Genomic DNA, 24,914 nt, shown 5'->3' with positions numbered 1-24,914 from the left:
TTCCAACACTCTCCTATCTGTCCTTACCTGAGTATAAAAGCGAACCTTGTGACGATTTTAAAAACTTCTTTTCCCTTAACCGCCCCGCCGCATTATGCGCTTCAGAGGATTGATAAAGTTTAACCTACTGATTTGACGCAAAGCCTACATCCACCATTTAGCCAAATATACCAAAGGACTCCGTTGCCTGGAAATACGTGATGATTAAACAAAACCTCTGCCAAAATTTTAGCAACCCCTATCTTAATTTTTTTATACTTTTATGTAATTGTTTTACGATCGGGTGCGTTACCAATTTCGGGGTAAGCTCAGTTTGACAAAATGATCGTAAAAACGGATTTATCCTATTCATCACGCGCTACACCTAGTAATTCAACTAAACTCCTAATAAAAATTAAAACCTATACCCGTGAAAAATAGCCGTTTCCTGAATATCATTGCGCTGCTGGTGCTATGCCATTCTCTTTTTGCCGCCCCAAATAGTTATAAAACAACCGCAAATATTGCAACAACCTCTCTGGCCGATGGCGGTAAGCTTGTAGGCAAAGTTGTGGAATCGCCGGCCAATACGGCGGTCAGTTTCGCAACCATTGCTTTATTAGCTTCCAAAGATTCGTCTATTGCCAACGGTGTTGTTGCAGATGAAAATGGCGTTTTTACAATCGCCAATGTACCTCCCGGCAACTACATTCTCCGGGTCACCAATATGGGTTACCAAACCCGTTTTGTCGCCAATGTAAAAGTAGCAGCAGAAGGAAACATTCTGGACCTGGGCAATATTGTCGTTCAGGCCGAAGCACAAAAACTTAACGAAGTAGTTGTGAAGGGAGAGAAAAGCATGATTGTTGATGATATAGACAAGAAAATGGTGACCATCGGAAAGGACCTGCTTGCCAACAGCAACAATGTGAGTGACCTCCTTGAAAAAGTGCCTGCCGTTTCGCTGGATGAAAACGGAAATCCGCAGGTCCGTGGGAAAGGAAATGTGGTTGTACTGATTGACGGCAAGCCTTCCAACCTTTACGGCAGCGATCTCCCGACCATCTTACAATCGTTCCCGGCCAACCTGATCGAACGCATCGACGTCATGACGACGCCTTCTGCCAAATATGAAGGGGAGGGTGCTTCCGGGGTGATCGATATCATCACTAAAAAGTCAAAAATCCGTGGTACCAATGGCGGTATGCGCCTGAGCCTTGGAAACAAAGAAAACCATAACGCTTCGGCCAACATCAGCTATCGTGCCGGAAAACTCGGTATGAACGCGTCTCTAAGCGGCAATACCAGGGGAACAACTTGGGAACGTAACCTCAACCGCCAGAATTTCATTTCCGAAAGCGCTTCCTACCTGAATCAATCCGGGACAGGTTCTAACAAGGGCAAAAACGCATTCGGACGGGTTGGTGTAAATTATGATATCAATGAAAAAAATTCGCTGGAAGCAGGCGTCAATTATTCGCTCGATAACAGTCGCAATAACAGCAATATACTCAATGAAAACAGCCTGACGCCCGGAGTAGTTTCGGAGAGTTTCAGACGTATCAACAACAGTAAGGGAAATGGGGATAATGTGAATTTCAGCCTCGACTATCGGAAGAAATTCGCAGACAAGGACCACCAGTTCAATTTCAATTCAAGCTACTCATTGGGAGGGTCCGACGGTGAATCGTATTTTGTTCAGGAAAGCCAGATTGATAGCCTGATGAAAAACCAACAGAACCTCCGCAATAATAACCGTAAGTCCCTTTTTCTTAATACCGACTATACATGGCCTATCACGCCCAAAGCGACCTTGGAAGCAGGTATGCGGGTCCGCACGAGCTCGAATGATAATACCAATGCCTTTTACAATATGAACAAAGAGACCGGTGCATACGTATTTGATCCCAATATCAGTAACGTTTTCAGTTACAACGACGCTACATATACAGGATTTATGACTTTTTCCCAAAAAACGGACCTATGGGGAATGCGCGCCGGTTTGCGTGTAACAGGTTATAACCAGAATATCGATCAGGTCAGCATCAACCATGAATTCGGGGTGCACTTTCTTACGCTCGTGCCCTCGCTGGCGCTTACGCGCAAACTAGGCGAATCATCGCAGGTGAAGCTGAATTACAGCCGCCGCGTGCAGCGTCCCGAGGCAGATTGGCTCAATCCCTATACCGACGTATCGGATCCGCGAAACGTAAAAGCCGGAAACCCAAACCTGCGACCTGAATTCACCCATAACGCAGAAATGGGGTATTCCAACTACGAAGAATCAGGTGGTTTTGGTCCTTCACTGTTTATGAATTACTCCAATAACGCGATAACCCAGATACGTACCATCGACGAAAACGGTGTTTCTCTAACCCGCTACGACAATGTTGGTCGTGAGCTTTCTTATGGTTTTGAAACCGATTTCTCTAAAAAATTCGGAGACATTTTGAAACTCAATGGAAGCGGCCGTTTTTTCCGCAATGAAGTAGTGTCTGCAATTGCCCAGATCGATAACCGCACCTGGAGTTACTCGGGCAACCTGAATGCCTTCATCACACTCCCGATGGACTTTCGTGCTTCGGCATATGTAAACTACGAGGGCCCTCGCGCCATCGCCCAGGGTACCCGGGAGGGTGTTTTTATCGCCAATATGGGTATCCGAAAAGATCTTCTGGAAAAAAAAGCAACAATTTCGTTCAATGTGCAGGACATTTTCTTATCGAGGAATTACAGGAGCCAGCTGAGCACAGCTACCTATTCTCAAGAATCCAACTGGCACCAGACCAACAGGCTGGTTAATCTGACATTCCAGTACAGATTTGGTAAAATATCCGCAAGCGGCGACGACGCTTAATATAATACGTTACGCAATTTGCGAAAAGGAAGGGCTCGATATTGCCCTTCCTTTTTCATTTTCAGCGCATTAGAAAATTAGGCTCTTGCCCCGTGAAGATCGCCCTGCACGGTCGCCCAAATGCACCCGCTGCACTGTTCCGCCATTAAAAACGGGCAATATTAAAATAGGCACGATAACGAATTCCCCAATACCTCCCCCAAATAACTTGTATTGGCCTATAATGGAATGGTTTTTGCAAATGAATGTTAAGCAGCGACTGATATATTTCGCTTATTTAAACTAAAAGCTCTTTTACAGATCTAAAAGTTGAAGAAATACTTATTCCTTCGCGTATAAATCTGTAAAAAGTTTAAACATTAACATTTGATCGATATGAAAAAATCATTGATAATCTGGGTTGTGCTGCTGTTTGTTTCCAACATCTCCTTTGCTCAGAAATTACCCGCAGATTCGATTTTCGCGAATTTTTACAAAGCAACTGGCGGCAAAGCGCTTTGGGACGGGGTAAAATCCTATAACATCAAACGATCTTACACTGCGGCTTCAGCGACACCCTATGATGCTGTCATCACGACCTCATTACCGGATCAGTCCATTTACAAGTCTAAAACCATCATGAAGCGCAGCTTCGTGTATACCGTAAAAGGTAACCAGGGCTGGATTAAGGTGCCGATCGGCCAGAAAATGGACGTAAAAGACCTGAGCCAGGCCGAACAGCAGAGTATGAGACAGGAAATGTACGACAACCTGGTGCCTTTTATAGACTACAAAAACCGGGGCCTGATCGCAACAACTGTGGGTGCCGAGGCGGTGAATGGCATACCGTTCAACCAGGTGGAGCTACAAGGGAAAGGGGTGAAATACAATCTTTGGTTTGACGGAAAATCGGGCCTGCTGACTCGACAAAAGGTAACCCAGGGAGGAATTGAAACAACGACCGAAATGTCGGACTATGTAAAGTCGGCGTATGGCATACTATATCCTTCAAAACTGGTCGAGATTAATACAGTGGACAAAAAACCGGTCACGATCAAATCTGACTTAGCCGTCAATCCTGCCGTGAACGCAGAGTTATTTAAGCGATAATACAATAACCTTCTTTGAACAATACCCTGGATGGTTGAATTGAAAAGTTTAACCGTCCATTTTTTACGAAAAAACGAACGAAAATTACTTGTCTGAATACTTTCGGCAGGGCTAATAATAAGGAATGAGGAAAGCACTAAAAGTATTGGCGATCATAATCCTGACCATCCTGATTTTGGTTGGAGTATTAATTTGGGGAATACAGACACCGTTCGGTCAGCATTTTTTAACAACACAGGCCAATTCCTTTTTACGCAAAAAACTCAAAACTAAAGTAAATATCGAAAAAGTCAGGTTTGACATTCCTGACTGGATACTATTGGAAGGCGTTTATTTCGAAGATACCCATGGCGACACACTGGTAGCAGGCAAGAGATTATATGTTGACTTAGATATGTACAGCCTCATCAAAGGCAATGTCGGCATCAACAAAATAGAATTGGAAGGCGTCAACGCCAACATCAACCGGGTTCTTCCCGACACAATTTTCAATTTCCAGTTTATCATCGACGCGTTTGCAGGCTCGGACACCGCAGCGGCACAAACGGATACCAGCACTGCCCCGATGGAAATGCGGCTTGACCAAATCTCGCTGAAACAAGTCAGGCTTTCTTATCGCGATGCGGTTACAGGTATGGACGCCAGCGCCAATATCGATTCAGCTACGGTCAAATTTGACAAATTCAATCCTTCACTTTCCCAATATCATCCTTCCAACGTTGCGTTGCTCAACAGCCAGGTAAAACTGCGGATGTACCCTGCGCTCAAAGCAGCAGCTGCAAGTCCCCCGCCCGATCCCGCCGACTCGTTGGATCTCAAGGTGGGTGATATCCAAATTGAGCAGTTTAAATGGCAGTTTGACGACGAAGTATCCGGATTAAAAAATGGGATCACTGTTGGAAAGCTGACGGGCCATGTCAACAAGATTTTTATGCAAAGCCAGCAAGTGGACGTGAAAAATGTTGTGGTGGAGAAGATGTCCCTGTATGTAGAGTTTGCGAAAAAAGCGAAAGCAGAAGCCAAGAAAGACAGCATTTCCGCTTCGGCCGAAACGCCGGGATGGAATGTCAGAGTGGGTGATATCAAGTTAGTCAACAATGATATCCGGTATGAAGATTTCAACACACCTGCGCAACCAAAAGGCCTCGATTTTGCACATTTGAATGTAAAGGACCTGAATATCGACCTTCAGAACTTCCTTTTTTCTTCTGAAGTCATTTCAGGCGCGCTCAGATCCGGCTCATTTCATGAAAAAAGCGGCTTTAAGTTGCAGGAATTTCATACCAACTTCGCCTACGGGGAACGGGAAACTTACCTGAGAAACCTGCTGGTAAGGACGCCCAATTCACTTTTAAGAGATGAGCTGAGCCTCAAATACAAAAACCTGGACGAATTGACCAAAGACATCGCCAAGGTTAGGCTCAAACTGCAACTGACCGACAGTCGGATTGCATTTGCGGATATTTTGCTCCTCGTCCCGGATTTGGCGAAAACTCCACCTTTTGACAAAGAACCTCATGGCATCGTAAGAGGCTCCGGGCAAATTACCGGCACGGTTGATGATATGCTGATTTCCAAAGCAAAGTTCAGCATGCTTACCGGAACGGTTCTGAATGTCGACGGAAGGCTGAAAGGTTTACCCGATCCCGAGAAGCTATCAATGGATTTGAACGTAAATGAAATCTCGTCGACAAAGCAGGATTTGATGAAAATGCTCCCCGACAGTGCAGTACCGGCTTCCATTGAACTACCTGAGGAGATCAAAATTTCAGGAAAAGTGAAGGGTACTATGGAAAACCTGACGCTGACGACCACGATCAATACCTCATTTGGAATCGGAACTTTTTCCGGAAACCTGAAAGACATCACCGATAGCATTCGCGCGCAATACAACGGTACGCTGGCTTTCAATGACTTTGATCTTGGAAAACTCATGAAACAGCCCCCGCAGGAAATGGGCAAGCTGACACTCCGTACAGACCTGGAAGGTGTTGGCTATGCACCAAAAACCATGGTAGCCCGCCTCGACGGAACAGTGCAAAGTGCTGACATCAAAGGCTATATTTATAAAAACCTGACGTTAAAAGGCGATGTAGATCACGGAATGGCTCATATCAAGGCTGATATGGCTGATCCAAACATCGATGTAAAGCTGACCGCTCAGGCCGATCTTTCGAAAGACTATCCGTCGGTAAAAGCGGATGTTAACATCCGCAATCTGGATCTGACCGCGTTGAATTTGTACACAGATTCTACGAAGGTGAAAGGAAATATCCAAGTAGATATGCCTTCCACCAATCCTGAAAATCCCTTAGGAACTGTCAATATCAATGATTTGGTACTAACGCACCACCGCAGGCCTATTCCACTGGATAGCATCAGCATGGCGCTTACCGATTCGAGCGGGGAAAGACAGGCCACCATTAACGCGCCTTTTTTGAAAGCTAAAATGGATGGCAACTATGCATATACCGACCTTGCAGATGCGCTGCTTACCGAGGTAGGCAAGCATTTCAAAGCCCCAAACCTTACCTACAAAGAAGTTGCCAAACCAGTCAACTTCACATTAGACGCAACGGTAACTAACCATCCTTTGTTCCAAATGTTCGCTCCCGGACTGCGCGAGATGAATGCCGTACAGCTTCACGCGCAAATGGATAACCAGAAGGATTCGTCCATTGTGGCCAGGCTGAGCATCCCGATGGTTGATTATGACAGTATTCGCACCGAACGCGTGTCGGTTGACTTCAGTAATGTACAGGAAAATGCATCACTGAATGCAAATGTAGGTCTGATCAATACAGGAAGTTTCCGCATTCAGAATGCTTCATTAAGAAGCAAGATTGTCGACAACGACGTAAAATTTGACTTTGTAGTTAGAGACTCGGTTCAAACCGAGCAGCACATTGTAAAAGGAGATCTGGCGATTGCCAATAACCAGTACCGCCTGAACCTGCGCGATGACCTGATGCTGAACTACCGCAAATGGGCAACGGATACGGCAGGGTACATCCAGTACGCAACCGACAGCCTGTTTGTGAAAGATTTTGTAATCAGTAACCAGGGACAATCGCTTAAAATCAACAGCACCACTTCGGCTCCAAACGGTCCGCTGGACATTGCCATGACCAATATTTCCATAGGCCCGTTGATCGAGATCGCGACACGTGATTCCACCATGGCAAGCGGTATACTGAACGGAAAGGTGTTACTAAGCAATTACATGACGGCTCCGGTTTACACGGGTGAACTTACGATTGACAGTCTGGCGGTTACCAAAATACCGGTCGGGAACCTCTCTATTAAATCCACAAACGAGACAGAAAACCTGATCCGGGTAGCGATGACGCTTGTTAACGGCGAGAACAATATGGGTTTGACGGGCAGCTATAACCTGAAATCGGACAATCCGATGAACTTTAACCTGAATCTGAAGAAACTAAGTGCGAAGACAATCGAAGCGTTCAGCTTTGGAGAGTTAAAACGCGCGGAAGGAGATATGACCGGCGATATTGCCATCACTGGTTCCACCGACAGCCCGAAATTAAACGGGGCTGTGAATTTTAACAACTTTGCATTCACTCCTACACAATTGGGCTCAAAGTATTCCCTGGCTAATCAGAAAATTCAGTTCAACAATCAGGATATCAATTTTAATAACTTCATCATCACTGATTCATTGAATCAGCAAATGAAGATCAATGGCAATGTGAGTATTGCTAACATCCCAAATGTAGGTTATAACCTGACAATCGCAGGCAAGAATTTCAATGTGCTTAATTCAACCCAAAAACAAAACGCGCTTTTTTTTGGCAAAGCTAACATTGATGCTAACCTCAATGTGAAAGGGCAGGGCGCCAAGTCCGTTGTCAATGGAAGCATCAAGGTGGACCCCGGTAGTAATATCACTTTTGTGGTTCCCAATGACGCCACAGAAGCCGGCGACGCGTCTAAGGGAATTATCGAATTTGTTGATATGAGCGATTCCTCTCAGGTTGTGAAGGTAGATTCGATTGAAAAGGCGAACGATATCATGGTCGATTTCGCGCAACAAATCGACCTGGAAATTGCGGTGGACGATAAGTCTGAATTTAAAGTTGTGATAGACGAGCTCAACGGTGATAATATCCGACTGAAAGGAAATGCACAGCTTAATACTGGAATCGCACCAAACGGGCAACTGTTCCTGCTTGGTTCATACGACCTAACGGAAGGTTCTTACGACCTGACTTTACAGATCCTGAAACGGCAGTTTGAGATACAAAAAGGAAGTAATTTGATTTGGACAGGCGATCCCATGAAGGCGGATCTGAATATAACAGCCGCTTATCCGGTCATGGTTGATCCTGGCTCCATCGCTGCTAAATTTCAGGGAGCAAGCAAAATACCAGTTGAAGTACAGATTGTGATCACCGGAAATCTGACTACACCTAACATCACTTTCAACATTGTGTTGCCAAAAGGGCAGATCGATGAGCAGGTGATAAGCGATATTGCCGCCCAGACATTTTGGCAAGATATGCAGCAGAACACTTCTGAAATGAACAAACAAGCGTTTGCGCTTCTCATCACCAATAAATTCATCACGGATCAATCTTCCCCGGGTTTCAACCTGGGTTCCAGCGCCGAAGCTGTTGCACGTCAGAGCGTAAGCCAGTTGCTAAGCGATCAGTTGAATAATCTGGCATCGGATCTGATCAAAGGGGTAGACCTCAACATTGGTTTAAACTCTACTGCAGACCAGACTACCGGTGCTCGGACAGATCTTAACCTGGGCCTGAGCAAAGCATTTTTGAATAACCGTCTTAAAGTATCCGTGGGTAAAAACTTTGAACTGGAAAGCCAGAGCAACTCCGCCAGCTCAACACAAGTTTTCGACAACATTGCACTGGATTATTCCATTACAAGGGATGGCAGATACCTTTTCAGGGGTTATCGCAAAAACCAGTACCAGTCGATCCTGGAAGGTTTTATTATCGAAACCGGCGTGAGTTTCATCGTCACTGCGGATTACGATCTTTTCCGTGAAATTTTTCAAAAGAGAAGAAATGAAGAATAGTTTATTAGCAATGCTGTTTTTTTGCGCGTGGTTGTCGGGATGTTCTGTCAACAAATATATTCCTGCGGGCCAAAGCCTGTATGTCGGCAGTAAAGTTAATGCCAGGGCCGACAGCATTTCAAAGCCAAATATTTCGGGTGTTGCGAGTCAGTTGGAAGGAATTATCAAGCCACCACCCAATAAGACGCTATTCGGGTTTGCTTGGAAAGTCTGGTTCTACTACTGGATTGGCGAACCGAAGCGGGAAGGCGGACTAAAAAGCTGGTTCAGAAAAAAACTGGGTGAACCACCTCGCTTTGCAACACAGCGTGTCGTGGACATCAATGCGTCCAATATGGTTTCCTTTCTGGATAATGAAGGTTATTACCGTTCTTCGGTTAAGGGAAAACTTGTGGAAAGCAAAAAGAAGACCCGAAGAACTGCAATAGCGGAGTTCGACGCCTATGTGATGCCTCGATATGTAATCAACGAAATCAGTTATGTGGTACCGGACAGCTCTTTGTTTAACAGAGATCTGGTTTTGGCTAAAAAAGATACTTATCTCAAAAAAGGCGATCCTGTGAGGCTGGATGTGATTTCTTCGGAAAGAACCCGGATTGACAATGAGTTAAAAGGAAAAGGCTACTACTATTTTAATCCCGATTATCTGATCATTAAAGTGGATTCGACCATTGGAAAAGTCGATTCAACACTAGGGCCCCAGCAGGTAAATCTATTTCTGGAAGTCAAGAAAGAAACCGCCCAGACTTCGCTGAAACAGTATTTTATCAACCGCATATATGTGAATACCGGTACGGATGAAAATAAGGCAGCAGACTCTGTAACAAACCAGCCCTTACGCAGAGGCCTGAATATTACTGATCCCGGAAAACTTTACAAGAGACGGATTTTTTATGATGCGATTGGCTTCCGGCGAGGTGATATGTACAATAATAAAGTACATGACATTTCATTGCAGCGACTGGTAAACCTTCAAAATTTCAAATTTGTCCGCAACCGTTTTGATTTGGTTCCCCGCTCCGATTCGGCACTACTGGATGTTTATTATGATTTGTCTCCGCTAAAGAAAAAGTCTTTACAGACCATGCTTGCGGCCAGTACAAAATCCAACAACCTTGGCGGCTCTGAGTTAAGGGTTACCTGGCGTAACAGGAATGCATTCAAAGGTGCTGAAATGCTAACAATAAGCCCATACTTTGGATTTGACGTGCAGTTAGGCGGCAACCGCGGCTCTAATGCCAACACGGTTGGTAATGAATATATAAGATATGGGGGAAGAGTCGATCTGTCTTTCCCGAGATTTATTGTCCCTTTTGTTAGAATAAGGCCCGAGAAAAGCCAGGCACTGCCCAAAACGATTCTTTCCTTAACTTACGAAAACAGGGTTCAAAGGCATTTTTATACGACTACATCTATTCGCGGCGATTGGTCCTATGTCTGGAGAAAAAATCAAGAGGTTGAGCATACCCTGACTCCCATTTCAATCAACTTTGTTGAACCTAGAAACGTCAATACTGAGCTCCTCGGCGATATAGCTTCGGACCCAAATACGAATCCGCTGGATATAGACAGACTATATAAAATAGTGGACCAGAAATATTTTATAGCAGGGTCAAACTATTCCATATCCTATCACCCAACTCCAAAACCTTTCAGCAAAAACCAATTCGCTATTAGTGGAGGAATTGACTACGGTGGAAATCTGCTGAGCCTTTTTGCGAAAAAGCCTGCCGCGCCTAATGATACGCTTCCGAAAGAATTCCTTGGAGTTCCGGTATTTCAGTATATTAAACTCGATGGCGATGTTCGCTACTACCGCACCATAACTCCTGGCATTAAATGGGCAAACCGGCTTCTGTTAGGTGCGATCCGTCCGTATGGAAACTCAAAGACAATGCAAACGCCACAGTTTAAACAATACTTTGGCGGCGGAAGCACGGGTATCAGAGCTTTTAGAGCAAGATCGCTTGGCCCTGGCGCATATCCACCTGATACCCAATCAATTCGTTTACTAGGTTATCAATCATTTGCAGATATCCGCATGGAGTTCAACAGTGAGGTTCGTATGGCTTTTACCAAAATAATAAACGGTGCCGTTTTCGTTGATGCCGGAAATATCTGGGCATTTGGGGACAGCCTGAGATCAGGTTACGACTCCAGAGGATTGATAAGCAGAGGTTTTCTTCGACAATTGGCAGTAGGTGGTGGTATAGGTCTCCGATTGGATTTCTCTTTCCTGATTTTCAGGCTTGATCTGGCGACGCCGTTCAGGAAACCCTGGTATAAGGGGTTAGCTGATCCTGATAACCCCGATGATGCTACCAAGAATAAAAATCCCTGGGTATTTAACGAAATCAATTTTGGCAGCAAAGCCTGGCGTAAGGAGAATTTGATCTTGAATATTGCGGTGGGACTACCCTTTTAGCAGTGTCACTTAATCTCCTGGCACAACTCAATCAAAACCGCTCCAGTAGTCTTTGGGTGCAAAAAACAAACCAGTTTGTTGTCGGCACCTTTTTTAGGTGTTTCATTCAAAAGGACAAAGCCCTCATTACGCAAACGCTCCATTTCCAACACAATATCTTCAACCTCAAAGGCGATGTGGTGAAAACCCTCGCCTTTTTTTTCTATAAACCCGGCGATAACGCTATCTGGAGAGGTCGCTTCCAGCAGCTCTATTTTGGTTTGATTGATTTGAAAAAAAGAGGTGGATACTTTTTCCGATTCAACGGTTTCCCGTTTATAAGGAACAGAATTGAATAATGCCGAGAAAAGCTTTTCTGCCTTTTCAAGTTCCTTTACAGCAATACCGATGTGTTCAACGTTAATCATGCGCTTGATTGGGCTATTTCCGATTATCCTGCCCTCCTACCATACTCAGATAACTTTCATACCGGCTCAGCGCGATCTCACCTTCTTCAACGCCTCTTTTAACAGCGCAACCTGGCTCATTGATGTGCTGACAGTTGTTGAACCGGCAGTGGTTCAGAAGATCCCGCATTTCGGGGAAATAATGACTGATCTCCTCGGGCTTCATATCCGCAAGGCCCAGTTCTTTAATTCCTGGAGAATCGATAATGTAGGTGTCCGGTTCAAGCTCGAACATTTCGGCAAATGTGGTGGTATGGACGCCTTTGTTTGCAAAGGTCGAGACTTCCTGCGTCTTGATGTTCAGATCCGGAGCGATTGTATTTACCAACGTCGATTTCCCCACGCCCGAATGGCCCGAAAGCAATGAAACTTTTCCTCTGAGCAATTCGGCAAAATCCTCCAATCCTTCTTCCAGCACAGCCGTCACAGCCATGCATTGGTATCCCAGACTACTATACAGTTCCATTAACTCCGATTGAAAATCCTTCATATCGTCATTTAACAAATCCTGCTTGTTGAAAACCAATATGCCCGGAATACGAAACGACTCGATTGCTACGAGAAACCGATCAATAAAGCCCAATGATGTCCTTGGAAAAACCAATGTCGCGATCAGGATCGCCTGGTCTACATTAGCGGCAATCAGGTGGGCATGGGCCGTTTTGTGAACAGACTGCCTGATCACATAATTGTCACGCGGTTGTATTTCATGAATGATCCCGAAATTCTCTCCTTCATTTTCTATTTCAAAATTCACATAGTCACCCACCGCAATCGGATTCGTGACTTTCAGGCCCAAAGCTTTGAATTTGCCCTTCAAACGGCATTGCCATATATGTCCATCCCGGCTATCCCTCACCTCATACCATGAACCGGTAGACCGCAGCACCAATCCTTTTATCAAGCTCATTCTTTTATTTTTTATTGCAAGTAGTGAAATTTAAAGGAGTTTCGCAGAAATGGTCAATTATAAATGAATTAATGTCAAAATGCCGTCAATAACAGCCAGTAGTTTTATTGCCAGAGTGTTTTTTTACATGAATTGGTGAAAAAGTGACGATTCATTCAATAATAATATTTTTTAATATAATCAGGCGTTTTAACACTTTCTTCATACATTAGTAACCAGGGATAATAAAGAATATTAATAATACTATACAATAAATACCTCTCCCCTTAGAATGGACTTAGTCGCTGAAGAACCGAATTCGGTCATTGATATTCGAAAAAACCGCATCAAAAGCAATCTTTTGCTCCACCTATATCAAAACGGGGACACTTCCATTAACCGAATGGCGAGGCTCTTTCATGCCAGTATACCATCGGCTACGGGTATAGTCAATGACCTGATCCGCGAGGGGTGGATAACAGAGACAGGTACAGGCCCCGCTCGCGCCGGCCGCCCGCCCGTACTCTACGGCCTTAATCCCAAAAAGTACCTGACACTGATCATGGACATCAACCGGCATGATACGCAGCTTGTCATCTTCGATTTGCATAATCAGCTGATCGTTAAACGGAAGGTTGACATCAGGCTAGACGATTCGGCCACTTTCCTGGAAGCACTCTTCGCCTCAACCGAAGACTTTCTTAAATCAAACAGCATCAGTCCTGCCAAACTATGGGGGATTGGCGTTTCGATGCCAGGTCTTATCAATACTTCAAAAGGGATCAACCTGACATACCTCAATCTGACACCTCCGGGCGTTCCGCTAGTTACCTATTTGAAAAAACATTTCCAACTACCCGTTTGCTTATTCAACGATACCAAGGCCACAACCATCGGCGAGCACCGTTTTGGCTTCGCTGTTGAAAAAACACAGGTATTGACCATCAATATAGACTGGGGGGTTGGTCTTGGCATCATCATCAACGGGGAAGTTTTCAATGGAGCGTCAGGCTTTGCCGGTGAATTGGGCCACATTCAGGTCAAGCCCGACGGACTGCTCTGCCATTGCGGTAAGGTAGGATGCCTCGATACCATTACATCGGCCATTGCGCTGATCCGCCAGGCGAAAGAAGGTATCCATAGCGGACGCGCTACCATTCTGACACAGATTGTCAACAACAACCTCGATTTACTTGAAACGTCTCATATAATTGAAGCTGTACACGCGGGCGACGAGTTCTCGATCGATCTTTTGAGCAAAGTAGGGACTGAACTCGGCAAAGGGCTGGCAACGGCGGTGCACCTGTTTAATCCCGAGGTAATCATAGTAGGCGGCCTGCTTGCGGAAGCCGGACCCTTTATCTCCAACCCCATTGAGCAGGCAATCAATAAGTACTGCTTATCCGACTTTAAAAACCCGCTTTCGATCCATATTTCCAAACTTGGCGCAAAAGCCCGTCTGCTGGGTACGCAGGCCCACCTTTTCGAACATCTTATTGCAAAAGAATTTCCCTGAGCCAGTCTATTAGGTTGACATTAGTGACCGTCAGCCTAATAATTCTACCACTTTACCCATGATCATTTCGGTTGCACCAGTTCCCGATAACACATAATTACGGCTCACATTTCCCGCTAATTTCCTCGACTCAGAATCTTGTATCCAGCCCGCCAGTAATCTCAAAATCGTTGGCGAATCTGGTATAGCTACTGCTCCGCCAAGCCGGATCAGGTTTACTGCTTCCTGGAAACGGTGGTAGCTTTTATCTCCAAATATCACCGGTAAACCAAATGTTGCTGCTTCCAGCGTATTGTGAAGCCCTGCACCGAAAGAGCCGCCAATGTAAGCCATCTCTCCATATCTGTAAAGGGACGAAAGCATACCAATGTTATCAATGATGAGGAAATCCGCTCCTTTTCTGTCAATTTCACCGATTTCAGAGTAAAGCATTGTTGCTCCCATCAGTTTTTCGCGCCAGCTCTGAATCTGCTCTTTTTTAATCTCGTGTGGAGCAATAATCACTTGCATTTTTGTTCGCAGATCATTCAAAACCGGTATCAAGACCTGCATATCCTCCTCCCAAACCGAGCCGCAAACCAGACATACCCTTGAATCACGGAAACTGGCTATTTCGGGAAGGTCACGGGCGGCTTCGGCGATACTCTTCACACGGTCGAACCTGGTATCTCCGGCAACGGTCGCCGCAATCCCAATTTGTTTCAGCAAAGTGACCGACTCCTCGTTTTGAACAAAAATATGGTCAAAACGGGTTAACATCTGCCTGAGAAATCCCCCATAAAATCGGAAAAATGGCTGTTCTTTCCTGAATATCGCCGAAAAAGAAAGGATATAACAATCCGCTTTTCGCAGCTCTCTCAGGTAATTGTGCCAGAATTCGTATTTGATAAAAAATGCGATATGAGGCTTGACCAACAAAACAAATTTCTTTGCATTGGAAGGAGTGTCAAAAGGGAGATAACAAATGTAATCAGCCCCTGCGTAGTTTTTCCGTACTTCGTAACCGGAGGGGGAAAAGAAAGTAAGCAGGATAAAATGACCAGGATACTGGTTTTTAAAAGCTTCGATCACAGGTCTGCCCTGCTCAAATTCCCCTAGGGACGCGGCATGAAACCAGGCCACCGGCCTGCCATTGGTCTTTTCGGGAAACGACCGGGCCATTCTGTCCATCAACCCTTTCCTGCCTTCAACACCCAGCTTGATTTTGGTGTTGAACGGTGCAACAATTTTGATCAGAAAAGCGAAAAGATCTATAACGATTTGATACGTGATTTCAATCAAAGGAATCTGAGTAAAAGGACATTATGAGGGAAAATAGTTTTCAAAAATCACACTGAACCAGAATCGTCGGCAGGCTTTTTTGCTTCTTTTTTCGTTACTAGAACATAAATGTACAAAAAACGGTTAAAGTGAGGTCGGGATACCAAAGCTTACATGATTATTTTGTACTTTCACTTTTTATAGAACACATACCCGATCACTGAGATCCCAAGAAAATGATGCGTGTAAAACTTTTACTTTCTGTATCTATCCTGTTTGCACTATCGACAGATATATACGCTCAACGCAAGGCGGCGAAGAATGAGGAAAATGAGGAGAGCTATAAATCTTTCACCTCAGTGGGTATTACAACCAACACAAACTCAGGTATTTTGGGAGGTGCTGTATTTCGCCAGTCGTCCGCTCTGTCATCCAAACTATTCGGAAAAAATCAATACCGTTATCTGGCCCTGGAGCTGGTTAATGTAAAACATCCCAAAGAACTTTCCACACAGGATTTTGTGACAGGTGCCAGGCTCGTTTACGGAAAAGAAAATTACCTGTTCGTTCTCAGGCCCGAATATGGTAGAGAACTCACCCTTTTCAACAGACATGAGGACGAAGGAATATCAATCAGCGCAATTGTAGCTGCAGGCCCTTCGCTGGGTTTGGAAAAACCTTACATGGTGCAGTTCCAGACTTCTGACGGGCGTGTGGTTACAGAACCTTTTGATCCTGTTAAACATGCCGGAAGTTCGCAGACTACCGGGATCGTCGGAGCAGGAAGTTTCTTCCAGGGTTTCGGGCAGACCAAAATTGTTCCCGGCTTACATATCAAAACAGCCATGAGCTTTGAGCTTAGCGCATTCAGAGAGAATGTCACTGGTGTAGAAATTGGCTTTATTGCAGAAGCTTTCACACGTAAGGTTCAAATAATGGCCTTTGCTGAAAACAGAAGCGTCTTTACTTCTGGATATCTGACTTTGTATTTCGGGAGCAAGAAAAAATAGTCCCTATTACTAATTGATTTACAGCCCAATCCAGGTTGTGTTCAGAGATTACAAATGATATGATTGAATTGCCAGTTATTCCGTCGGAGCGGAGAAAAAGGCCCGACTGGTTAAGAGTAAAGCTTCCCGCAGGACCAGAGTTTCGAAAAGTGAGACAGCTGGTCGATAATTATAAACTGCATACGATTTGTGAAAGTGGGAATTGTCCTAATATGGGTGAGTGCTGGGGCGCCGGAACTGCCACCTTTATGATATTGGGAAACGTCTGCACAAGAAGCTGTAGCTTCTGCGCGGTTGCAACTGGGCGGCCGAACGAATACGATACCGACGAACCCCGTCGCGTTGCAGAAGCCATTAAGCTGATGCAGGTAAAACACGCGGTTATTACCTCCGTTAACCGGGATGAACTGAAAGATCGTGGCGCAGAAATTTGGTATCAAACCGTGAGACAAGTCAAAGAAAACACGCCCGAAACAACCATTGAAACTCTTATTCCAGACGTAAAAAATAATTGGGATGCATTGATCCATATGATCGAAGCAGGTCAGGAAGTCGTTTCACATAACATGGAAACCGTGGAGCGTTTATACCGCGCGGTACGTCCTCAGGCGAAATACACGCGCAGTCTTGAACAAATCAAACGTACCAAGGAGTTCGGCCAGCGAACCAAGTCCGGGATCATGCTCGGCCTGGGCGAAACGCAGGACGAAGTTTACAAATCAATGGATGATCTGGCCGAAAACGGACTTGATATCCTGACCTTGGGACAATACCTGCAACCGACGAAGATGCACCACGAGGTCATCGAATGGATCACCCCTGAAATGTTCGATAATTACAGGGAGGAAGGTCTCAAAAGAGGACTTAAATATGTAGAGTCCGGCCCTTTGGTGCGTTCCAGTTATCATGCCGAACGCCATGTAAATGTGCCGATCTGACTCTTGCTTCGCATCAATACAAGCCCTGCTTAGACCAATTAAGCAGGGTTTTTATTTTTGAAGTAAGTGTTATATTAACTTCACGGTGCCGCTAATCGCAACTTTTCAACCCTTATTTATTTGGTTAATGACTTAAAAAAATTCAATTTTGTTTTTTGATTCATGCACTTACTACACAGTTCCAAAAGGAATTAACTTCAAACATTTTTAAATTTATGCCATACTTATTCACCTCGGAATCCGTATCTGAAGGACATCCGGACAAGGTAGCAGATCAAATATCAGATGCGCTGATTGATAATTTTCTGGCTTGGGATACCAATAGTAAAGTAGCGTGTGAAACACTGGTGACGACCGGGCAGGTTGTTTTGGCCGGAGAAGTGAAGACCAATACGTACCTCGACGTCCAGAAAATAACCCGTGATGTGATCAGGCGAATTGGCTATACCAAAAGTGAATACATGTTCGAAGCAAATTCATGCGGTATTTTGTCAGCTATCCATGATCAGAGTGCAGATATCAATCAGGGTGTGGACCGTGCGGTAGTTTCCGAAAGTTTTGAAGAGAAGGCAAATGCACAGGGAGCCGGCGACCAGGGAATGATGTTCGGCTATGCAACCCGTGAAACTGAAAACTATATGCCGCTTGCTTTGGACCTGGCGCATAAGATTCTTCAGGAAATGTCTTATATCCGTAACAACGAGTCTGACCTGATCCCATACCTTCGCCCAGACGCGAAATCCCAGGTTACCATTGAATACAGTGACGAAAACGTACCCTTGCGTATCGACACCATCGTAGTGTCGACTCAGCACGACGATTTTGATGCGGAAGAAGCCATGCTGGCCAAAATCAAGCAAGACGTTATTAACATTGTCATACCCCGTGTGAAGAATAAGCTTGCCCCTGCACTGCAACAGCTGTTCACAGGCGATATCACATTCCATATCAACCCCACCGGAAAATTTGTGATAGGCGGGCCACATGGAGATACAGGCCTTACCGGACGTAAAATCATCGTAGATACTTATGGAGGTAAAGGTGCTCACGGCGGTGGTGCTTTTTCAGGTAAAGACCCTTCCAAAGTGGACCGCTCAGCTGCTTATGCTACCCGTCACATTGCGAAAAATATGGTTGCTTCCGGCTTGTGCGACGAAGTCCTGGTGCAGGTATCTTATGCGATCGGCGTCGCTCAACCTTGCGGACTGTACGTAAATACATACGGCACTGCCAAAGTTGCTGAGAACGACGGGGCAATTGCGGCAAAAATCAGTGAGATTTTTGATTTGCGTCCTTACGCAATCGAGCAACGCCTGAAATTACGCAACCCGATCTATTCCGAAACCGCCGCATATGGACATATGGGGCGTAAAAATGAGACGGTTACCAAGTCATTCAAAGGTGCTAACGGAGAGGAAAAAGAAGTAGAGGTAGAGCTTTTTACCTGGGAAAAACTCGATTTTGTAGATGACATTAAGAGCAAATTCGCGCTCTGAATTACATTTTTGTCATTCGCTTGAAAGCCGACAAGTTTGTCGGCTTTTTTATTTTGCTCAAACACATTATGCAAAATAATATTTGGCGAAAATTACTAAAATGACCATACTATTCTGAATTGAAAATTAAATGTACCCGATAACTAATATTTTTAAATTTAATCCGTTCCTTGGGAACTATTTATAAAACAAGCCCTCGAAAATCCAAAAGGCATCCCTCTGTATGCAAAACCAGAAGATCAAATTCACGAATTTGGAAAAAAGCATTTTTTTCCCAACGCTACGACAGCGTGTTGACCAGTACTTTCTCATAAACAATTTGTGCAAATCAGGAGGGTCGAAAATAATATACAAAGCATTTTTTATGCTAAGCCTTTATCTGATACCTTATGGAATGATCCTATCGGGGTATTTCTCGAATATTACAATGCTCGGATTAACGGTCGTGATGGGCTTGGGTGTTGCGGGTGTCGGTATGTCTGTAATGCACGATGCGATTCACGGTTCACTGGCCACTTCTAATATTTTAAATAAATTCTTCGGGGCTTCCATTTACCTTTTAGGGGGCAATGCCTACAATTGGGAAGTTCAGCATAACAGGCTGCACCACACTTACACTAATATTCATGAGGTCGACGAGGACATCACAGGCAAGTTTTTGTTGAGGCTGTCTTATCAGGAACGGCAAAAGTACATCCACCGATTCCAGCATATCTACGCCTTCTTTTTGTACAGCCTTATGACCTTGTCTTTTCTGTGGAAGGATTTCAAAGAAATTTCTTTATTCAACGAAATGTCGAAGTCGGGAATGACTAAACCGTTCCCCAAAAAAGAATTGATCCGATTGATTTTGACCAAATTAGCCTATGTACTGTTTATCTGCATCATCCCGCTTTACTTTACTTCTCTCACATTTGGGCAGTGGTTACTGGGATTTTTGATGATGCATTTCGCCGCTGGAATGATACTGAGTACCGTTTTTCAAATGGCACATGTTGTCGAGGGGGTCGAACAGCCAATACCCAACGATTCGGGCAGTATTGAAAACGCATGGGCAGTTCATCAGTTACAAACAACTTCCAATTTTGCAGGAAAGAACCGTTTTCTTTCCTGGTACATAGGCGGGCTGGATTATCAGATCGAACACCATCTGTTCCCTTCCATTTCGCACATCCATTACAATGCCTTATCACCGATTGTAAAAGCAACAGCCTTAGAATTCGGCCTGAATTACAATGCCAAGAGTGGCTTCACAAATGCGCTTGGATCGCATATTCGCATGTTAAGAAACATGGGAAATAGGTAAGCCAGCACGATGGTGCTTATTTTTATGCCCTCCGTGTCACATCCGTAGTCTGTCGGTAGCCTGTGGGTAAAATACCCTTTTCTAAGCTCCTTGATATTCGCCAGGGGTCTCCTCAAGGATCTGGTGTGCACAATGGTAGCAATTCGTACTGCAAAATGCTAAGCGGCGTTCTCAATATCCGTTGCCGCAGAACCCTGCTGTTGCATTAGGTAAGTTTAACAAATCTTTTGATCGCAAATACTCCTACTATGGCCTAAGCATGTTCCTGCTCCTCGAATTCACTCTCCCTTGCTACCCGGTCAATCATCCTCATTTTCTCAAAGTTCTTGGGCCTTGAAAGGAAGGTGTAAATAGCGGGGATCACATAAAGTGTCAATACGAGCGAAAAAAGCAGTCCTCCCATAATGACAATCCCCATCGACATCCGGCTCTTCCCTGCCGAACCCAAAGCCATGGCAATAGGAAGTGCGCCCAAAACAGTCGCAAGGCTAGTCATCAAAATTGGCCTGAAACGAAGCGTTGCGGCTTCCAATGCAGCCTCCTGGATACTTCTCCCCTGCTCACGCAATTGATTGGCAAATTCCACAATCAGGATACCATTTTTAGTAACCAGCCCAATCAGCATGATCATACCGATCTGACTGAAAATATTCAGGGTCTGATCGAAAAGCCAAAGCGAAAATACAGCCCCGCCAATGGCGAGAGGTACTGTAAACATAATAATGAACGGGTCGATGAAACTTTCAAACTGTCCTGCAAGAATAAAATAAATCAGGATAAGCGCGAGAAAGAATGAGAACATGGTATTGGACGAACTTTCGGCATAATCCCGTGATGATCCGCTCAATGCCGTCTGTATCGCCTCATCATGCAGCTTATCGCGAATCCGGTCCATTGCTGCAATACCGTCACCAATAGTCTTGCCCGGTGCCAATGCTGCCTGGACCGTAGCGCTCATATAGCGGTTATAGTGAAACAGCTGTGGTGGGCTGCTCTCTTCCTCGGCCCGCACAATGTTGTCCAGCTGCACAAGGCTCCCTGTATTGGTCTTCACAAACATACTCTTCAAATCCAGCGGCTCGTCGCGGTTGATGCGGTCGTACTGCCCAATCACCTGGTACTGTCGGCCATTCATAGTAAAATAGCCAAAACGCTGGCCCGCAAATGCCAACTGCATTGTCTGGGCTACATCTTGTACCGAAACGCCCAGCGATTTTGCCTTCTCACGATCAATCGAGATCTGTATTTCCGGCTTGCTGAATTTGAGATTAACATCGGTGATGGCGAAAGTAGGATCTTCCGAGACCTCCTCCATAAATTTAGGAAGGTACTCCCTTAGTTTTTCAAAGTCCGGTGCCTGGATTACATACTGAACGGGCAACCCGCCCCGAGAATCCACGGAAATCGTCTGCTGCTGCACGACGAAAGATTTTGCATCCGGCATTTGTTTCAGCTTTTTATTGATATAGTCGGCGATTTCCTGCTGGGTCTCTTTGCGGAATTTCTTGTCCACCAAAGCAATTCTGGCACTACCCGTATTGGCCGCACCAAGTCCCGAATTACCGGGAGAAGTGATCATCATCAGCCCTTTTCGCCCGGGCATTGAATCCATGAGCATGTCACTGACTTTCATCACGTAACGGTCGGTAAATTCAAATGACGAGCCTTCGGGTGCCGTCATATTCAACCGGAACCAGTTCCGGTCGTCCAGCGGAGCGAGTTCGGATTGCAGATCCTTTCCAAAAAACCAAATCATTCCCAGAGTTGCTGCCACCAAAGGAACTGCAGCCCACCGCATTTTCAGGAATTTGCCCAGCGCGTTTCCGTAATTCTCGGTGATCTTTACAAAAAACGGCTCTGTCTTTTCATAGAACCAGCTTTTCTTATGGGTTTTGCGAACCAGGTAAGCATTTAGCATGGGGGTCAGTGTGAGCGAAACAAACGCAGAGATCAAAACCGCAGCCGAGATCACGATACCAAATTCCCTGAACAGCTTCCCGACAAAACCTTCCATAAAAATCACCGGAAGAAATACGGAAGCCAGTGTGATCGAAGTTGACAAAACCGCGAAAATGATTTCATTGGCCCCTTTTATCGCCGCTTCAATTGGCCCCATTCCCGCCTCGATCTTCTTGAAAATATTCTCCGTAACCACAATACCATCATCCACAACAAGCCCTGTCGCCAAAACAATAGCGAGCAGCGTCAGCACATTGATTGAGAATCCCATGATGTACATCACGAAAAACGTCCCGATCAGCGAAACCGGAATATCGATCAGTGGCCGGAAAGCAATGAGCCAATCCCGGAAAAACAGGTAAATGATGATCACCACCAGAATGATCGCGATGAGCAGCGTTTCTCCCACTTCCTCAATCGATCTCTCGACGAAAATCGTGTTGTCGATCAATGTATCCAGCTGATAATCTTTGGGCAGCTCTTTTTTGATCGCGGCCATCCGCTTATTTACTTCCTCGGCAATGTTGAGATAGTTAGCTCCCGGCATAGGCGAAATCGCCAGACCGATCATCGGTACATTATCGAGCCGTAGTATGGTTTCCTCGTTTTCAGGACCCAATGTCGCATAGCCAATGTCCTTCAGATGGATAGTCTGAGTCGCCGAATTCTTAACGATCATTTCATTAAAATCCTCCTCCGTCCTGAAACGCCCGATCGTTTTCACGGTAAGCTCGGTGTTGTCGCCGGCAAGCTTGCCGCTCGGCAGTTCCACATTCTCCTTGTCCAGCGCCACTTTAACATCCTGGGTGGTGATGCCCAATGACGCCATTTTGACCGGATCCATCCAGATCCGCATCGCATATTTTTTCTGCCCGAAAATCCGGATTTCGCTCACGCCCTCAATGGTCTGAAGCCGCTGTGCGATCACGTTTTCCGCATAGTCGCTTACTTCAAGGTGGGAACGTGTGTCGCTTTTGAAAGTAAGCACGATAATCGGCTCCGAGTTTGCATCAGCTTTGGCAACCACCGGCGGGCCGTCAATATCGAGTGGCAAAGTCCTGGAAGCCGAACCCACTTTGTCCCTTACGTCATTGGCGGCGCGCTCCATATCCACACCGATATCAAATTCGACGGTAATCTGGCTGGTACCCTGACTACTCGTGGAATTGATCGATTTGATCCCCTCAATACTGTTCAGCTGCTTTTCAAGCGGTTCCGTGATCTGAGACTCGATGATATCGGCATTGGCACCAGTATAGCTGGTTCGGATAGAAACCACCGGCGGGTCGATCGACGGGAATTCCCTCATCCCAAGGAATTTGTAGCCCAGAAATCCAAACAATATGATCAGCAGGTTCATCACAATTGCCAGAACCGGCCGCTTGATAGAAAGAGTCGAAATACTCATAGTGAAATTACTGTGGGTTCACGGAAGTGTTAGGCTTAATGGCAATAATTCCGGAGGTGATCAATGAATCGCCAACGTTCAGACCGTCGATCACCTGGATTTTCTTATCAGTCCGGAGGCCGGTAGTAACCATCACCTCCTGCGCTTTACCGTTTTTAACAATAAAAACCTTCTTCCCTTTCAGCACTGGCACAATGGCTTCGGTTGGCACCATCATAGCAGCCTTATTTGCATCCAGATCCGCCAGGACTTTGACGAACATCCCGGGCACGAACCTTCCTGACGGGTTTTGGGCTATAGCCCGTACCCGCAATGTTCTCAGGTTTTCATCTACCTTAGGGTCAACCGCCAGGATTTTAGCATTATAAGTCGAAGGATCACCGTCGAGGCTGAATTTCACCACATTTCCAACACGGATATTGGGCGTATATTTCTCAGGAACAGTGAAATCAATCTTGACCGGGTTGCTCTGAACGATGGTAACGATCGGCGTGCCGGGTGCCATAAACGCACCTTCACTGATATATTTAAGTCCTATCCGACCGTTGAAAGGTGCACGGACCTCTGTTTTCGCTAACTGCGCTTCCAGAATTTCCCTTTCCGCATCCAGCACCCTGATATTGTTGGCAGTGACGTCATACTCTTCCAGATTAATTGCCTCCACATTCAAAAGTTTTTTCTGACGCGCTTCAATTTTCCTGCTAAGTTCCTGATTATAAGTTACCTTTTGCAGCTGCGCTTTCAATTCCCTGTCGTTGATCTTCGCGATAAGCTGCCCCTTAGTTACATGGGCGCCTTCCTGAATATCCAGCTTAACAAGTTTGCCGGTAGCTTCTGCCATCAGGTTTACTTCTTCATTGGGCAATACCGTTCCCGACGCAAAAATTTGGTTCTCAATAGTCTCTCTGCCAACAACATATACATCAACAGGTACAGCCCCGCCGGATGATTTTACACTTTTACCGTCGCCCCCCCTTTTTTCCTCAGCGCCCTTTCCTTCCCCCGGTTTAGAGAAAACGAAAAGCTTGCCCAATACCAGCACAATGATGACTACCCCAACCAATATTATTGTACGCATAACATCAACTAAAAATAGATTTCGTTCAAAAAGAATTGTATTTATTTATATTTTCTAAAAAGTCCTATTTAAAGATACTTCATAATGTACAAAGCGACAATTAGTTACTTTTATACTTTTCCCCGGAATTTGACTTGCCGTAAACCGTTGTTTTACAAATCCTTCCTTTCGCTAATTAGTCCCTGCAAATGACCTCTCT

14 protein-coding genes are annotated in these 24,914 nt (G+C 45.2%); 9 read left to right on the top strand and 5 right to left on the bottom strand.

Annotated elements, in window-relative coordinates; all coding sequences use genetic code 11:
- Positions 1-409 precede the first annotated feature (409 nt).
- The 4 genes from AC1XUF_RS09020 (at position 410) to tamL (ending at position 11,409) form a co-directional block, all read left to right on the top strand.
- The gene (locus tag AC1XUF_RS09020; RefSeq protein WP_483341415.1) at positions 410-2,836 is read left to right on the top strand and encodes a TonB-dependent receptor; all 2,427 of its coding nucleotides are present in this window, start codon (positions 410-412) and stop codon (positions 2,834-2,836) included.
- Between the two features lie 375 nt (positions 2,837-3,211).
- On the top strand, positions 3,212-3,925 hold the full coding sequence (locus AC1XUF_RS09015) for a hypothetical protein (RefSeq protein WP_483341413.1): 714 nt from the start codon (positions 3,212-3,214) through the stop codon (positions 3,923-3,925).
- Positions 3,926-4,049: 124 nt separating this feature from the next.
- Entirely contained in the window at positions 4,050-8,984 is a 4,935-nt protein-coding gene (locus AC1XUF_RS09010) for a translocation/assembly module TamB domain-containing protein (RefSeq protein WP_483341411.1), read from the top strand.
- Positions 8,974-11,409, top strand: a complete 2,436-nt coding sequence (gene tamL / locus AC1XUF_RS09005) for a translocation and assembly module lipoprotein TamL (RefSeq protein ID WP_483341409.1) — start codon at positions 8,974-8,976, stop codon at positions 11,407-11,409. Before AC1XUF_RS09010 ends, tamL begins: the two co-directional genes overlap by 11 nt.
- Before the next feature lie 5 nt (positions 11,410-11,414).
- Here the strand turns inward: tamL and mce are convergent, their stop codons facing one another.
- Together mce and rsgA are read right to left on the bottom strand one after the other, a co-directional pair.
- Positions 11,415-11,816 carry a methylmalonyl-CoA epimerase gene (gene mce, locus AC1XUF_RS09000; RefSeq protein WP_483341407.1) on the bottom strand — a complete coding sequence of 134 codons (402 nt, stop codon included), beginning with the start codon at positions 11,814-11,816 and terminating at the stop codon, positions 11,415-11,417.
- Positions 11,817-11,829: 13 nt separating this feature from the next.
- Positions 11,830-12,765 (bottom strand): ribosome small subunit-dependent GTPase A, encoded by a 936-nt coding sequence (gene rsgA, locus AC1XUF_RS08995; protein WP_483341405.1) that lies wholly within the window; start codon positions 12,763-12,765, stop codon positions 11,830-11,832.
- Between the two features lie 271 nt (positions 12,766-13,036).
- On the opposite strand from rsgA, the gene AC1XUF_RS08990 reads away from it, so the two are divergent.
- The gene (locus tag AC1XUF_RS08990; protein ID WP_483341403.1) at positions 13,037-14,260 is read left to right on the top strand and encodes an ROK family transcriptional regulator; all 1,224 of its coding nucleotides are present in this window, start codon (positions 13,037-13,039) and stop codon (positions 14,258-14,260) included.
- A gap of 30 nt (positions 14,261-14,290) precedes the next feature.
- Here the strand turns inward: AC1XUF_RS08990 and AC1XUF_RS08985 are convergent, their stop codons facing one another.
- Complete coding sequence (locus AC1XUF_RS08985; RefSeq protein WP_483341401.1) at positions 14,291-15,541, bottom strand: 3-deoxy-D-manno-octulosonic acid transferase; 1,251 nt, start codon at positions 15,539-15,541, stop codon at positions 14,291-14,293.
- A 215-nt stretch (positions 15,542-15,756) separates the two neighbouring features.
- Between AC1XUF_RS08985 and AC1XUF_RS08980 the strand changes: the two genes are divergently transcribed.
- From AC1XUF_RS08980 to AC1XUF_RS08965, 4 genes are all read left to right on the top strand, one after another.
- Positions 15,757-16,530: a hypothetical protein gene (locus AC1XUF_RS08980; protein WP_483341399.1), complete on the top strand. Its 774-nt coding sequence runs from the start codon at positions 15,757-15,759 to the stop codon at positions 16,528-16,530.
- 59 nt (positions 16,531-16,589) lie between these two features.
- Positions 16,590-17,468 carry a lipoyl synthase gene (gene lipA, locus AC1XUF_RS08975; protein ID WP_483341398.1) on the top strand — a complete coding sequence of 293 codons (879 nt, stop codon included), beginning with the start codon at positions 16,590-16,592 and terminating at the stop codon, positions 17,466-17,468.
- Positions 17,469-17,683: 215 nt separating this feature from the next.
- Entirely contained in the window at positions 17,684-18,964 is a 1,281-nt protein-coding gene (gene metK, locus AC1XUF_RS08970) for a methionine adenosyltransferase (protein ID WP_483341396.1), read from the top strand.
- 364 nt (positions 18,965-19,328) lie between these two features.
- On the top strand, positions 19,329-20,270 hold the full coding sequence (locus tag AC1XUF_RS08965; RefSeq protein ID WP_483341394.1) for a fatty acid desaturase family protein: 942 nt from the start codon (positions 19,329-19,331) through the stop codon (positions 20,268-20,270).
- Positions 20,271-20,523: 253 nt separating this feature from the next.
- Here AC1XUF_RS08965 and AC1XUF_RS08960 read toward each other — a convergent pair whose 3' ends face one another.
- Together AC1XUF_RS08960 and AC1XUF_RS08955 are read right to left on the bottom strand one after the other, a co-directional pair.
- Complete coding sequence (locus AC1XUF_RS08960) at positions 20,524-23,637, bottom strand: efflux RND transporter permease subunit (RefSeq protein ID WP_483341392.1); 3,114 nt, start codon at positions 23,635-23,637, stop codon at positions 20,524-20,526.
- Between the two features lie 7 nt (positions 23,638-23,644).
- Positions 23,645-24,715 (bottom strand): efflux RND transporter periplasmic adaptor subunit, encoded by a 1,071-nt coding sequence (locus tag AC1XUF_RS08955; protein WP_483341390.1) that lies wholly within the window; start codon positions 24,713-24,715, stop codon positions 23,645-23,647.
- Positions 24,716-24,914: the final 199 nt, after the last annotated feature.

This window comes from Dyadobacter sp. HNCC25DJ185, from assembly GCF_056895195.1.
Note: the sequence above shows the minus strand (reverse complement) of the source record. Positions and strands in the feature narration are given on the sequence as shown.

Excerpts from the sequence above, each read along its gene's own strand:
- AC1XUF_RS09015 (WP_483341413.1), top strand. The coding sequence starts at position 3,212 with ATGAAAAAATCATTGATAATCTGGGTTGTGCTGCTGTTTGTTTCCAAC.
- AC1XUF_RS09010 (WP_483341411.1), top strand. The coding sequence starts at position 4,050 with ATGAGGAAAGCACTAAAAGTATTGGCGATCATAATCCTGACCATCCTG.
- tamL (WP_483341409.1), top strand. The coding sequence starts at position 8,974 with ATGAAGAATAGTTTATTAGCAATGCTGTTTTTTTGCGCGTGGTTGTCG.
- mce (WP_483341407.1), bottom strand. The coding sequence starts at position 11,816 with ATGATTAACGTTGAACACATCGGTATTGCTGTAAAGGAACTTGAAAAG.
- rsgA (WP_483341405.1), bottom strand. The coding sequence starts at position 12,765 with ATGAGCTTGATAAAAGGATTGGTGCTGCGGTCTACCGGTTCATGGTAT.
- AC1XUF_RS08990 (WP_483341403.1), top strand. The coding sequence starts at position 13,037 with ATGGACTTAGTCGCTGAAGAACCGAATTCGGTCATTGATATTCGAAAA.
- AC1XUF_RS08980 (WP_483341399.1), top strand. The coding sequence starts at position 15,757 with ATGATGCGTGTAAAACTTTTACTTTCTGTATCTATCCTGTTTGCACTA.
- lipA (WP_483341398.1), top strand. The coding sequence starts at position 16,590 with ATGATTGAATTGCCAGTTATTCCGTCGGAGCGGAGAAAAAGGCCCGAC.
- metK (WP_483341396.1), top strand. The coding sequence starts at position 17,684 with ATGCCATACTTATTCACCTCGGAATCCGTATCTGAAGGACATCCGGAC.
- AC1XUF_RS08965 (WP_483341394.1), top strand. The coding sequence starts at position 19,329 with ATGCTAAGCCTTTATCTGATACCTTATGGAATGATCCTATCGGGGTAT.
- AC1XUF_RS08960 (WP_483341392.1), bottom strand. The coding sequence starts at position 23,637 with ATGAGTATTTCGACTCTTTCTATCAAGCGGCCGGTTCTGGCAATTGTG.
- AC1XUF_RS08955 (WP_483341390.1), bottom strand. The coding sequence starts at position 24,715 with ATGCGTACAATAATATTGGTTGGGGTAGTCATCATTGTGCTGGTATTG.